General features: G+C 53.1%; 10 protein-coding genes. All 10 read left to right on the top strand.

The window, feature by feature from the left end:
• The first annotated feature begins 17 nt into the window (after positions 1-17).
• The 10 genes from FN037_RS03880 to FN037_RS03835 all read left to right on the top strand — a co-directional run bounded on the left by FN037_RS03880 (position 18) and on the right by FN037_RS03835 (position 13,086).
• Positions 18-710 carry a DUF421 domain-containing protein gene (locus FN037_RS03880; RefSeq protein ID WP_142501574.1) on the top strand — a complete coding sequence of 231 codons (693 nt, stop codon included), beginning with the start codon at positions 18-20 and terminating at the stop codon, positions 708-710.
• Between the two features lie 186 nt (positions 711-896).
• A complete protein-coding gene (gene serC, locus FN037_RS03875) occupies positions 897-1,985 on the top strand; it encodes a 3-phosphoserine/phosphohydroxythreonine transaminase (RefSeq protein ID WP_142501573.1) in 1,089 nt (362 codons plus the stop codon).
• A 73-nt stretch (positions 1,986-2,058) separates the two neighbouring features.
• Positions 2,059-3,342, top strand: coding sequence for a 3-phosphoshikimate 1-carboxyvinyltransferase (gene aroA, locus FN037_RS03870; RefSeq protein ID WP_142501572.1), 1,284 nt, complete (start codon positions 2,059-2,061; stop codon positions 3,340-3,342).
• A 333-nt stretch (positions 3,343-3,675) separates the two neighbouring features.
• Positions 3,676-4,359, top strand: coding sequence for a (d)CMP kinase (gene cmk, locus FN037_RS03865; RefSeq protein WP_138360468.1), 684 nt, complete (start codon positions 3,676-3,678; stop codon positions 4,357-4,359).
• A 111-nt stretch (positions 4,360-4,470) separates the two neighbouring features.
• Positions 4,471-6,144, top strand: a complete 1,674-nt coding sequence (gene rpsA / locus FN037_RS03860; protein WP_138360469.1) for a 30S ribosomal protein S1 — start codon at positions 4,471-4,473, stop codon at positions 6,142-6,144.
• Positions 6,145-6,294: 150 nt separating this feature from the next.
• A complete protein-coding gene (ihfB, locus tag FN037_RS03855; RefSeq protein ID WP_002898165.1) occupies positions 6,295-6,582 on the top strand; it encodes an integration host factor subunit beta in 288 nt (95 codons plus the stop codon).
• Positions 6,583-6,787: 205 nt separating this feature from the next.
• Positions 6,788-9,043, top strand: a complete 2,256-nt coding sequence (locus FN037_RS03850) for a ComEC family protein (protein ID WP_142501571.1) — start codon at positions 6,788-6,790, stop codon at positions 9,041-9,043.
• A gap of 45 nt (positions 9,044-9,088) precedes the next feature.
• Positions 9,089-10,837, top strand: a complete 1,749-nt coding sequence (gene msbA / locus FN037_RS03845) for a lipid A ABC transporter ATP-binding protein/permease MsbA (protein WP_138360471.1) — start codon at positions 9,089-9,091, stop codon at positions 10,835-10,837.
• Entirely contained in the window at positions 10,834-11,814 is a 981-nt protein-coding gene (gene lpxK, locus FN037_RS03840) for a tetraacyldisaccharide 4'-kinase (protein ID WP_138360472.1), read from the top strand. Before msbA ends, lpxK begins: the two co-directional genes overlap by 4 nt.
• 42 nt (positions 11,815-11,856) lie before the next feature.
• Positions 11,857-13,086: a winged helix-turn-helix domain-containing protein gene (locus FN037_RS03835; RefSeq protein WP_142501570.1), complete on the top strand. Its 1,230-nt coding sequence runs from the start codon at positions 11,857-11,859 to the stop codon at positions 13,084-13,086.
• Positions 13,087-13,138 lie beyond the last annotated feature (52 nt).

Below are 13,138 nucleotides of genomic sequence, written 5' to 3'. Positions count from 1 at the left end.
CTGCTCAGGCGGTAACCATGAAGACATTTGACTGGCATCGTATGGCGCTTGATAAAGTGCCTGTAGACTTTCTGGCCGAGGTGGCGTTACGCAGCCTTTATACCTTCGTACTGGTATTTATTTTCCTGAAAATAACCGGGCGGCGCGGCGTTCGCCAGATGTCGCTGTTTGAAGTATTGATCATTCTGACTCTTGGATCAGCGGCGGGTGACGTCGCGTTCTACGACGATGTCCCCATGCTACCGGTGCTGGTGGTTTTTATTACTCTCGCAATATTGTACCGATTGATTATGTGGCTGATGGGCCATAGCGAAACGCTGGAAGATTTACTCGAAGGTAAGCCAATTGTGATCGTCGAAAACGGCGAGCTGGCATGGGAAAAACTGCGGGCAGAAAACATGACCGAGTTTGAGTTTTTTATGGAACTGCGGATTAGCGGGGTTGAACAACTGGGACAGGTCAGATTGGCCATTCTGGAAACCAACGGCCAAATTAGCCTTTATTATTATGCCGATGAGGATGTTAAGGCCGGGCTTTCCATTCTTCCTTCACGTTTTAACGAACGTTTTACCACCATTCCCCGAAATGACGAGTATGCCTGTGTTCGCTGTAGCGCGATTCTTAGTCTGCGGGCCTGTGATAAACAATTATGTCCACGCTGCGCAAATGCAGAATGGTCAAAGGTCAGTCGCGCAAAAAGAGTTACCTGACAGCAATTATGTCGGTTTTATGACGTCGGGCTGGCAGATTCTTTTGTCCGGAGGCGGCTGCATTTCTCTGCGTCTCAGTTTTAGCCATTGCGGTGTGTGTCACTGAATGATAAAACCGATAGCCACAGGAATAACTTATGCCCGCGACGGTTCGCGGGTAAATAACATAGCAAGTGGTGAGGGGAAATGGCTCAGGTCTATAACTTCAGTTCAGGCCCGGCAATGCTGCCGGCGGAAGTACTCAAACAGGCTCAGCAAGAACTGTGTGACTGGAACGGTTTGGGAACTTCGGTGATGGAAATTAGCCACCGTAGTAAAGAGTTCATTAAGGTGGCGGAAGAAGCGGAACAGGATTTTCGCTCCCTGCTTAATATCCCTTCCAACTACAAAGTATTATTCTGCCACGGGGGAGGGCGCGGGCAGTTTGCTGGCGTTCCGCTGAACCTGTTGGGCGATAAAACCGCTGCAGATTATGTTGATGCCGGTTACTGGGCGGCCAGCGCGGTAAAAGAAGCGCGTAAATACTGCAATCCGAACGTGATTGACGCTAAAACTACGGTTGACGGTCTGCGCGCGGTTAAGCCGATGAGTGAATGGCAACTGACGCCGGGAGCCGCGTATCTGCATTACTGCCCGAATGAAACCATCGACGGTATTGCTATTGATGAAACCCCGAATTTTGGCAACGATGTGATTGTCACGGCGGATTTCTCGTCGACTATTTTGTCGCGGCAAATTGACGTTAGCCGCTATGGCGTGATCTACGCGGGCGCGCAGAAAAACATTGGTCCCGCAGGTTTGACGCTGGTTATCGTGCGCGACGATCTGCTGGGTAAAGCTAACGTAGCCTGTCCGTCGATTCTCGACTATTCCATTCTGGCTGAGAATGATTCGATGTTTAACACGCCGCCGACATTTGCCTGGTATCTGTCTGGTCTGGTGTTTAAATGGCTGAAAGAGCAGGGCGGTGTTGCCGCAATGGATAAAATCAACCAACAGAAAGCCGACTTACTGTATGGCGTGATTGATAACAGTGATTTCTATCGCAATGAGGTCGCCGCCGGAAACCGCTCGCGCATGAACATACCGTTCCAGTTGGCGGACGGCGCTCTTGACAAATTGTTCCTCGAAGAGTCTTTCGCCGCTGGTTTGCATGCGCTGAAAGGCCACCGCGTCGTGGGCGGCATGCGCGCCTCCATCTACAACGCAATGCCGCTGGCGGGCGTGAAGGCGCTGACTGACTTTATGCTGGACTTCGAACGCCGTCACGGTTGATCGCTGCCCCGTTTTTCATCCCCCGCAGCCGGTCTGCGGGGTTTTTATTCTGTTTGTTTGAGAGTTGAGTTTAATGGAATCCCTGACGTTACAACCCATTGCACGCGTAGATGGCACGATTAACCTGCCCGGGTCCAAAAGTGTTTCTAACCGTGCCCTGTTGCTGGCGGCATTAGCGGGAGGCACGACGGTGCTGACTAATTTGCTGGACAGCGACGACGTCCGCCACATGCTGAATGCCCTTAGCGCTCTGGGAGTTCATTACAATTTGTCATCCGATCGCACTCGCTGCGAAGTCACCGGTAACGGCGGCCCCTTGCAGGCGGGGAAAGCATTAGAACTGTTCCTCGGCAATGCCGGAACCGCGATGCGTCCGCTGGCGGCGGCACTATGTCTTGGGAACAATGATATTGTGTTAACCGGCGAGCCGCGGATGAAAGAGCGACCGATTGGCCACCTGGTTGATGCGCTGCGTCAGGGGGGGGCGAAAATTGATTATCTGGAACAGGAAAATTATCCGCCTTTGCGCCTGCGCGGTGGTTTCAGCGGCGGACAGGTTGAAGTCGACGGTAGCGTTTCCAGCCAGTTTCTCACCGCGCTGTTGATGACGGCGCCGCTGGCGCCGCAGGATACGACAATCGCAATTAAAGGCGACCTGGTGTCAAAACCGTATATCGACATCACGCTGAACCTGATGAAAACATTCGGCGTTGAGGTTGAGAACCAGAATTATCAGCGTTTTGTGGTGCAAGGCGCGCAGCAGTATCGTTCACCGGGTCAATATCTGGTGGAAGGCGACGCGTCATCTGCTTCTTATTTCCTTGCCGCAGGCGCCATTAAAGGCGGAACGGTGAAAGTGACGGGGATTGGCCGTAACAGTATGCAGGGCGATATTCGCTTTGCCGATGTGCTGGAGAAAATGGGCGCAACCGTTATCTGGGGCGATGATTTTATTGCCTGCACGCGTGGCGAACTGAACGCTGTCGATATGGATATGAACCATATTCCGGATGCGGCGATGACGATTGCGACCGCCGCGCTGTTTGCCAAAGGCACTACCACGCTGCGCAATATCTACAACTGGCGCGTCAAAGAAACCGATCGTTTGTTTGCGATGGCGACGGAACTGCGTAAAGTGGGCGCGGAAGTGGAAGAAGGGGAGGATTACATCCGTATCACTCCGCCGACGAAATTGCAGTTTGCTGAAATCGGCACCTATAACGACCACCGTATGGCGATGTGCTTCTCGCTGGTGGCGCTTTCCGACACGCCGGTAACTATCCTCGACCCGAAGTGTACGGCGAAAACTTTCCCTGATTACTTCGAGCAACTGGCGCGAATCAGTACGCTGGCCTGATTGCGCTGAATTATTTTTTATGAACTTCAGCGACCAGATAAGTCTGGAGTAAAGCGGTACCGCTCACCAGCCCGTCAGCGCAATAGCGGGGCAATGGGGGACAAGCACGAAAGGTCCCCCATGCCATCTTTGCGGGCGCATAATTGCTGAGAAAAGTAAAACTTCGTCGCCTTTCCGGCTGATGTTCTGTCAGCCGCTATAATTGAGTCATTATTCCGCGCTGGATTTCCTGTTGTCCGTAATTTGCAAGCAATGCTCACTTTCCGTCGTATAGATGCGTATAATGCGCTGCGTTTATTTATAGAGTTACGCGCCTTGCTGAAGGAGAAAAAGATGACGGCAACTGTTCCGGTAATCACCATTGATGGGCCTGGCGGTGCGGGCAAAGGCACGTTGTGTAAGGCAATGGCGGAAACGCTGGGCTGGCATTTGCTGGATTCAGGGGCGATTTATCGCGTCCTTGCCCTCGCTGCGCTGCATCATCATGTTGATATCGAATCTGAAGACGCGCTGGTGCCGCTGGCTGCGCACCTGGATGTTCGCTTTATTTCCACTGACGGCAGCCTGGAAGTCATCCTTGAAGGTGAAGACGTTAGCGCTGAGATTCGCACGCAGGAAGTGGCGAATACCGCCTCAAAAGTGGCGGCTTTCCCTCGGGTGCGAGAGGCATTATTGCGTCGGCAACGTGCTTTCCGTGACTTGCCCGGCCTGATTGCCGATGGACGCGATATGGGAACCGTCGTATTTCCGGATGCGCCGGTGAAAATTTTCCTTGATGCTTCCGCGCAAGAACGTGCGCGCCGCCGTATGCTTCAGTTGCAGGAAAAGGGCATTAGTGTTAACTTTGATCGCCTTTTATCCGAGATAAAAGAGCGTGATGACCGCGATCGTAATCGCGCAGTCGCCCCGCTTGTCCCGGCTGCTGATGCGTTAGTTCTTGATTCGACGGAACTAAACATCGAGCAAGTGATTGAAAAAGCGCTACAATATGCGCGCCAAAAACTGGCACTCGCTTAAGTGCGACCGATTTAGCAGTACCCCCGCTGCAATGGATTGACGGCGGGTATGTGGAACAACCCCATCCGGCACGGAGCCAGATGGACGTTAATATTAACCTGAAGATTAAACATGACTGAATCTTTTGCTCAACTGTTTGAAGAATCCTTAAAAGAAATCGAAACCCGTCCGGGTTCCATCGTTCGTGGTGTTGTTGTTGCTATCGACAAAGACGTAGTGCTGGTTGACGCCGGTCTGAAATCTGAGTCCGCCATTCCGGCAGAGCAGTTCAAAAACGCCCAGGGCGAGCTGGAAATCCAGGTGGGTGACGAAGTTGACGTTGCTCTCGATGCAGTAGAAGACGGCTTCGGTGAAACCCTGCTGTCCCGTGAAAAAGCTAAACGTCACGAAGCCTGGATCACGCTGGAAAAAGCTTACGAAGATGCTGAAACTGTGGTCGGTGTTATCAACGGCAAAGTTAAAGGTGGCTTCACTGTTGAGCTGAATGGTATTCGTGCGTTCCTGCCAGGTTCTCTGGTAGACGTTCGTCCGGTGCGCGATACGCTGCACCTGGAAGGCAAAGAGCTTGAATTCAAAGTCATCAAGCTGGACCAGAAACGTAACAACGTTGTTGTTTCCCGTCGTGCCGTTATCGAATCGGAAAACAGCGCAGAGCGCGATCAGCTGCTGGAAAACCTGCAGGAAGGCATGGAAGTTAAAGGTATCGTTAAGAACCTCACTGACTACGGTGCATTCGTTGATCTGGGCGGCGTTGATGGCCTGTTGCACATCACTGATATGGCGTGGAAACGCGTTAAGCATCCGAGCGAAATCGTAAACGTTGGCGACGAAATCACTGTTAAAGTGCTGAAGTTCGATCGCGAACGTACTCGTGTATCTCTGGGCCTGAAACAGCTGGGCGAAGATCCGTGGGTCGCTATCGCTAAACGTTATCCGGAAGGGACCAAACTGACCGGTCGCGTGACCAACCTGACCGACTACGGCTGCTTCGTTGAAATCGAAGAAGGCGTTGAAGGCCTGGTTCACGTTTCCGAAATGGACTGGACCAACAAAAACATCCACCCGTCCAAAGTTGTTAACGTTGGCGATGTAGTGGAAGTTATGGTTCTGGATATCGACGAAGAACGTCGTCGTATCTCCCTCGGCCTGAAACAGTGCAAAAACAACCCGTGGCAGCAGTTCGCGGAAACCCACAACAAGGGTGACCGTGTTGAAGGTAAAATCAAGTCTATCACTGACTTCGGTATCTTCATCGGCCTGGACGGCGGCATCGATGGCCTGGTTCACCTGTCTGACATCTCCTGGAACGTTGCAGGCGAAGAAGCCGTTCGTGAATACAAAAAAGGCGACGAAATCGCAGCAGTTGTTCTGCAGGTTGACGCAGAGCGTGAGCGTATCTCTCTGGGCGTTAAACAGCTCGCAGAAGATCCGTTCAACAACTGGGTTGCGCTGAACAAGAAAGGTGCAATCGTTAACGGTAAAGTGACTGCAGTTGACGCTAAAGGCGCAACCGTAGAACTGGCTGATGGCGTTGAAGGCTACCTGCGCGCTTCTGAAGCTTCCCGTGACCGTGTTGAAGATGCCACTCTGGTTCTGAGTGTAGGCGACAACGTTGAAGCTAAATTCACTGGCGTTGATCGTAAAAACCGTGCAATCAGCCTGTCTGTTCGTGCTAAAGATGAAGCTGATGAGAAAGATGCAATCGCAACTGTTAACAAACAGGAAGATGCAAACTTCTCCAACAACGCAATGGCTGAAGCTTTCAAAGCAGCTAAAGGCGAGTAATCTGAGTCTTTCGGGTTACAACAACCTGAATTATGACGAGTTTACTTGACAGATTGCGGGATTCGTCCTGTAATCAATGACAAAGGGCGGCTACGGTCGCCCTTGTTTAAGCTGTTAGCTAATTTTGCCTGAAAGGAAACCGGAGGAATAATGACCAAGTCAGAATTGATAGAAAGACTTGCCAGCCAGCAATCCCATATTCCTGCGAAAGCAGTGGAAGATGCTGTTAAAGAAATGCTGGAGCATATGGCCTCAACGCTGGCTCAGGGTGAGCGCATTGAAATCCGCGGTTTCGGCAGCTTCTCTTTGCACTATCGAGCACCCCGCACCGGGCGTAACCCAAAAACTGGCGACAAAGTTGAACTGGAAGGTAAATACGTTCCACATTTTAAGCCAGGCAAAGAATTACGCGACCGCGCCAATATTTATGAAGGGTAAGTTTCGCTGAGCAGCGACAACATACTTAGACGTTAAAAAAGCACCTGCGGGTGCTTTTTTTGTGCCTTTATGATTCACCTCGCAAAATGTCGTTTGCTTTTCGGTAACGGCGTCAATTCTCCGGATAACACGATACAGATTATCTTCCTCCTGAGAGACGCGCGCCTCTATTTACAGTAACACTTCCGCTAACGGGGAGGTGTTAATGCGTTTACCACAACTTGCTGGCTGTGTGATTATCGGCATCCTGCCGCTACTCTGGATGCCTGCCTTACCGGAAAAATCTCTCATCTGGGGGATCTTTGTTCTTGCTTTACTTATTGCACAATATCGCTGTAAAGCGACGAAATATGCGGTGCTAATAACGCTATTTTGGCTCTGGGGAATTCTTAGCGCTCGACAGATCCTGTGGTCCACGGAGGCGTTAACCGGCGGAAACAGGCAGGTTGAAATTGAGCTGACCGCAACAGACGGGCAGACAACTCATCAGGGCAAGATTATACGGCTGGATGGACGGCGATTGTTTCCCGCGCCAGGAGTAAGCCTTTATGGCAACGCTTTACCGGAACCGCCCTGCGCAGGTCAGGTATGGGCAATGCGGCTACGCATGCGTCCGGTTCATGGGCAGCTTAACGACGGCGGGTTCGATAGCCAACGCTATGCACTGGCACAGCATCGGCCGTTAACCGGACGATTTCTCTCCGCTGAAGTACGCGACAAGCGCTGTAGTTTGCGGGCACGCTATCTTGCATCGTTAAAACGGCGGCTAACTGCGCTACCGTGGCAATCGGTAATGTTGGGCCTGGGTATGGGGGAACGTCTGGCCGTGCCCCGCGAGATTAACGCCCTGATGCAGGAAACCGGTACATCGCACCTGATGGCGATTTCCGGCTTACATATTGCATTAGGGGCTTCTCTGGGCTGGCTGCTGCTCAGAGGTGCGCAATTCTTTTTCCCGTGCCGCTGGCTTGGCTGGCGAGCACCGTTACTGACCGGTCTGGCATGCGCTTTATTTTACGCCTGGTTAACCGGCATGCAGCCTCCCGCCCTGCGCACCAGCATCGCATTAGCCGTTGGCTGCGCGCTACGCCTGTCAGGAAAACGCTGGTCGCCATGGCAAATATGGGGCTGCTGTCTTGGCGCAATTCTGTTTGCCGATCCGCTGGCGGTTTTATCCGAGAGCCTTTGGCTATCGGCATTTGCTGTTGCCGCGCTTATTTTCTGGTATCAACTGGCGCCGATGCCGCATTGCGCAAGGCACTGGTTACTGCGCCAAAGTCTCGGATTAGGCCATTTGCAGGTCGGATTAATGTTTCTGCTTGCCCCTGTACAGATTATGCTCTTTCACGGCATCAGTTTGACTTCCGTGATTGCCAACCTTATTGCTGTACCCCTTGTGACCTTTGTCGTCGTGCCGCTGATTCTGGCGGCAATGCTATTACATCTTTGCGGGCCGTTGATCATTGAGATGGCGATATGGCATTTAGCCGACCATATTCTTGCCGCGCTATTCTGGTCATTACGCCAATTACCACCCGGCTGGCTGAGTCTGGATGCGCGTTGGCTGGGGATAAGCATACTGCCGTGGCTGGCGTTGATCGCATGGCGTTTTCAGGTCTGGCGTACATTGCCGGCACTCTGTTTGAGTTGTCTGGTCCTGTTAAGCCGGCCTTTCTGGCGCAGTATTCCGGCGGATGAATGGCGCGTTACAATGCTGGATGTGGGACAGGGGCTGGCTATGGTTATTGAACGGCAGGGTGCGGCGCTGCTCTATGATACCGGGCTCGCCTGGCCGGGCGGCGACAGCGGCCAACAGATTATTCTTCCCTGGCTGCGCTGGCATCATTTGCAACTGGAGGGGATCGTTCTCAGCCACGAGCACCTCGATCACCGCGGTGGACTCAATTCTGTACTAAAAGCATGGCCCAATATCTGGGTGCGCAGCCCGTTAGGTTGGGAAGGCCATTTAGCGTGTCAGCGCGGTGAGAGCTGGCAGTGGCGAGGATTAACTATCCGCGTTATCTGGCCGCTGCCTGGTACGACAACCCAGGGAAATGATCGCTCCTGCGTGGTACGAATTGATGACGGTAAGCACAGTATTCTGCTGACCGGAGATATTGAAGCGCCTGCGGAGCAGGCAATGATGAGCCGCTACTGGCAACATCTTGCGTCTACACTCATTCAGGTTCCGCATCATGGCAGTAATACGTCGTCGGGAGCGGGCTTGTTGCGTCGCGTTGGCGGGAAGGCGGCGCTTGCTTCCGTTTCGCGCTATAACGCATGGCGTATGCCATCAGCGAAAGTGATTCAGCGTTACCAGAATCAAGGTTATCAATGGTTTGACACTGCGCATCAAGGGCAAATCACGGTCGTTTTTTCTTCAACCGACTGGCATATCTATAGCTTACGGGATCAAGTTTTACCGCGTTGGTATCATCAGTGGTTTGGCGGGAAGACGTAGAACGGGTAGAATATGCGGCTATTTCAACACAAGCTGGTTTATTGAATGCAGAACGATCAAGATCTTTCCACGTGGCAGACCTTCCGCCGACTCTGGCCGATTATAGCGCCGTTTAAGCTCGGGCTAATCGTTGCGGCGGTAGCGTTAGTGCTTAACGCGGCTAGTGATACCTTCATGCTATCGCTTCTTAAACCGTTATTGGATGATGGTTTTGGTAAAACAGAGCGCTCAGTGCTGATATGGATGCCGCTGGTGGTCATCGGGTTAATGGTTCTGCGCGGCATTACCAGCTACGTTTCGAGTTACTGTATCTCGTGGGTTTCCGGTAAAGTCGTGATGACGATGCGCCGCCGCTTATTTAGTCATATGATGGGAATGCCGGTCGCCTTCTTTGACAAACAGTCCACAGGTACGCTGTTATCACGTATTACCTATGACTCTGAGCAGGTTGCATCCTCCTCATCTAGCGCGCTGATCACCGTCGTGCGTGAAGGCGCATCGATTATTGGCCTGTTCGCGATGATGTTCTATTACAGTTGGCAACTGTCGGTGATTCTGATCGTCCTGGCGCCGATTGTCTCGATCGCTATTCGTGTGGTATCGAAGCGTTTTCGTAATATTAGCAAGAATATGCAGAATACTATGGGGCAGGTGACCACCAGCGCGGAGCAAATGCTGAAAGGGCATAAAGAAGTGCTGATGTTTGGCGGGCAGGCGGTCGAAACTAAACGTTTTGATAAGGTCAGCAACAAAATGCGCCTGCAGGGAATGAAAATGGTGTCAGCATCTTCAATCTCCGATCCGATTATTCAGCTGATCGCCTCTTTGGCCCTGGCTTTTGTTCTCTATGCGGCGAGCTTCCCGAGCGTAATGGAGACGTTGACCGCCGGGACGATCACCGTTGTCTTCTCCTCGATGATTGCGCTGATGCGTCCGTTGAAATCGTTGACCAACGTTAACGCTCAGTTCCAGCGCGGGATGGCTGCTTGTCAGACGCTGTTCGCTATACTTGACTCTGAACAAGAGAAAGACGAAGGCACGCTGGTGATTGATCGTGCGAAGGGCAACCTCGAATTTAAAAACGTCACCTTCAAATACCCGGGGCGCGAAGTCGCTGCGCTGCGCAACATCGATCTGACTATCCCGGAAGGGAAAACCGTGGCGCTGGTTGGCCGTTCGGGCTCAGGTAAGTCGACTATCGCCAGCCTTATTACGCGTTTCTATGATGTTAATGACGGCCAGATTACGCTGGATGGCCACGATCTGCGGGAATACACGCTGAGCTCCCTGCGCGATCAGGTTGCGCTGGTGTCGCAAAACGTCCATCTTTTCAACGATACCGTGGCTAACAACATTGCTTATGCGCGCACTGAAGAGTACAGCCGTGAGCAGATTGAAGAAGCGGCGCGTATGGCTTATGCCATGGATTTTATCAATAAAATGGACCATGGACTTGATACCATCATCGGCGAAAACGGCGTGATGCTCTCCGGCGGTCAGCGCCAGCGTATTGCTATTGCGCGTGCGCTGCTGCGCAACAGCCCGATTCTGATTCTCGATGAAGCCACCTCGGCGCTGGATACCGAATCCGAGCGCGCCATTCAGGCTGCGCTGGACGAGCTGCAGAAAAACCGCACTTCGCTGGTGATTGCTCACCGCTTGTCGACGATTGAGCAGGCTGATGAAATCGTGGTTGTGGAGGACGGTCAGATCGTCGAACGCGGCAGCCATACCGATCTGCTTGAGCACAAGGGTGTTTATGCCCAACTGCATAAGATGCAATTTGGCGCATGATTGCTCGCATCTGGTCCGGTGAGTCGCCCTTATGGCGGTTGTTACTGCCGCTCTCCTGGCTATATGGCCTGGTGAGCGGGTTAATACGGCTTAGCTATAAACGAGGATGGCGAAAAGCCTGGCGAGCGCCGATACCGGTCGTGGTGGTGGGAAACCTCACCGCTGGCGGTAATGGCAAAACGCCGGTTGTTATCTGGTTAGTGGAACAACTCCGGCAACGCGGTATTCGTGTCGGCGTGGTTTCACGCGGTTATGGCGGTAAAGCGGCGAGCTATCCGTTATTGCTGAATGCGGATACCGATACTGCTGAAGCGGGTGATGAGCCGGTGCTGATTTATCAGCGTACCGGCGCGCCGGTGGCCGTCTCACCGTCTCGCAGCGATGCGGTCCAGGCCTTGCTTGCAGGCAACGATCTGCAGATCATCATTACTGATGATGGTCTGCAGCACTACAGGCTGGCGCGCGACAAAGAAATCGTAGTGATTGATGGCGTGCGCCGTTTTGGCAACGGCTGGTGGCTGCCTGCCGGGCCGATGCGTGAACGTGCCTCGCGTTTGCACAGCGTCGATGCGGTTATCGTTAATGGCGGTCTCCCGCGTTCTGGCGAAATTCCAATGCAGCTTCGTCCCGGACAGGCTGTGAATTTGCTGACTGCTGAACAACGGGATGTCGCCAGGTTGGAAAATGTGGTGGCAATGGCGGGGATCGGCCATCCCCCGCGTTTTTTCGCCACGCTCGAAAGCTGTGGCGTACAGCCGGTGAAAGCAGTGGCTTTAGCCGACCATCAGGCATTGCAGCCGCGCGACGTCGCCGCGCTGGCAACGTCGCAGCAAACGCTGCTGATGACCGAAAAAGATGCGGTAAAATGCCGGAAATTTGCTCAGGCAAACTGGTGGTATTTGCCAGTTGACGCCATAATGGCTGACGAACGCGCGCAGCGGTTGCTCACGGACTTAGTTACGCTGGCGCAACGCTAATTTTGTTATACCGCTGCACTGGCCCCTTAACGGAGAACCTGCATGTCGGTATTGTCCCTCTCGCTACAAGAAGCCCGCCATCTCCACCTTGCCGCTCAGGGGCTACTGAAAAAGCCCCGTCGCCGTGCGCGGCCCGAAGATATTCTGCGGATTATTCAGCAAATGTCTTTGCTGCAAATCGATACCATCAACGTTGTCGCCCGTAGTCCATACCTTGTACTTTTTAGCCGTCTGGGTCATTACCCGCAAGTCTGGCTGGATGAGTCATTACGCGCAGGTGAGTTAATGGAATACTGGGCCCATGAAGCCTGCTTTTTACCGCGAAGCGACTTTTCCCTTGTTCGCCACCGGATGCTGATGCCGGATAACATGGGATGGAAGTATCCCAAAGAGTGGATGATCGAGCATGCTGCAGGTATTCAGGAACTCCTGAACCATATTGCTGAAAATGGCCCGGTCCGCTCGGCAGATTTCGGGCACCCGCGTAAAGGCGCCAGCGGGTGGTGGGCGTGGAAACCGCACAAACGCCATCTTGAAGGCTTGTTTACCGCCGGCAAAGTGATGGTTATCGAACGGCGAAATTTTCAACGGGTTTACGATTTAACGCAGCGGGTAATGCCCCACTGGGATGATAAACGGGACGGACTTTCGCAGGCGCAGGCTGAAGCGATAATGCTGCGCAACAGCGCCCGTAGTCTGGGGATTTTTCGTCCGCAATGGCTGGCGGATTATTATCGTTTGCGCCAGCCTTCCCTGACGACGCAACTGGCGAGCTGGCGGGAAGAGGGATTGGTGGTGCCGGTGGATGTGGAAGCGTTGGGTGAAATGTGGCTTCATCGCGATGTGCTGTCACAGCTGGAGTCAGCGGCAGGCGGCAGGCTAACAGCCACTCATAGCGCCGTGCTGTCGCCGTTCGATCCGGTGGTATGGGATCGTAAACGGGCAGAACAGCTGTTCAATTTTAACTATCGCCTGGAGTGCTACACGCCGGCGTCAAAGCGTCAGTATGGCTATTTTGTTTTACCGTTGCTGCACCAGGGAAAACTGGTGGGTAAGATGGATAGCAAAGTGCATCGCAAAACGGGTGTGCTGGAGATTATCGCTTTGTGGCTGGAAAATGGCGTGAAGATCACGTCGGGGCTGGAGAGGGGGCTAAAGCGGGCGATTGATGATTTTGCCCGCTGGCAGGACATGACACAGGTGGTCTGCAGACAGCGACCGGCGGATCTCTTTACCGGGCTACGACAGGGGTGGGAAATTGACGCCGCCTGAGCCAGGCTGTGATATGCTGCTGCGGAATCTATTCGGTCCATCTGGAGGAATC

It is taken from the genome of Klebsiella sp. 2680 (assembly GCF_900198535.1).
GTDB lineage: Bacteria > Pseudomonadota > Gammaproteobacteria > Enterobacterales > Enterobacteriaceae > Klebsiella > Klebsiella indica.
Note: the sequence above shows the minus strand (reverse complement) of the source record. Positions and strands in the feature narration are given on the sequence as shown.

Coding starts and splice junctions, on each gene's coding strand:
- FN037_RS03880 (WP_142501574.1), top strand. CDS start 18: ATGAAGACATTTGACTGGCATCGTATGGCGCTTGATAAAGTGCCTGTA.
- serC (WP_142501573.1), top strand. CDS start 897: ATGGCTCAGGTCTATAACTTCAGTTCAGGCCCGGCAATGCTGCCGGCG.
- aroA (WP_142501572.1), top strand. CDS start 2,059: ATGGAATCCCTGACGTTACAACCCATTGCACGCGTAGATGGCACGATT.
- cmk (WP_138360468.1), top strand. CDS start 3,676: ATGACGGCAACTGTTCCGGTAATCACCATTGATGGGCCTGGCGGTGCG.
- rpsA (WP_138360469.1), top strand. CDS start 4,471: ATGACTGAATCTTTTGCTCAACTGTTTGAAGAATCCTTAAAAGAAATC.
- ihfB (WP_002898165.1), top strand. CDS start 6,295: ATGACCAAGTCAGAATTGATAGAAAGACTTGCCAGCCAGCAATCCCAT.
- FN037_RS03850 (WP_142501571.1), top strand. CDS start 6,788: ATGCGTTTACCACAACTTGCTGGCTGTGTGATTATCGGCATCCTGCCG.
- msbA (WP_138360471.1), top strand. CDS start 9,089: ATGCAGAACGATCAAGATCTTTCCACGTGGCAGACCTTCCGCCGACTC.
- lpxK (WP_138360472.1), top strand. CDS start 10,834: ATGATTGCTCGCATCTGGTCCGGTGAGTCGCCCTTATGGCGGTTGTTA.
- FN037_RS03835 (WP_142501570.1), top strand. CDS start 11,857: ATGTCGGTATTGTCCCTCTCGCTACAAGAAGCCCGCCATCTCCACCTT.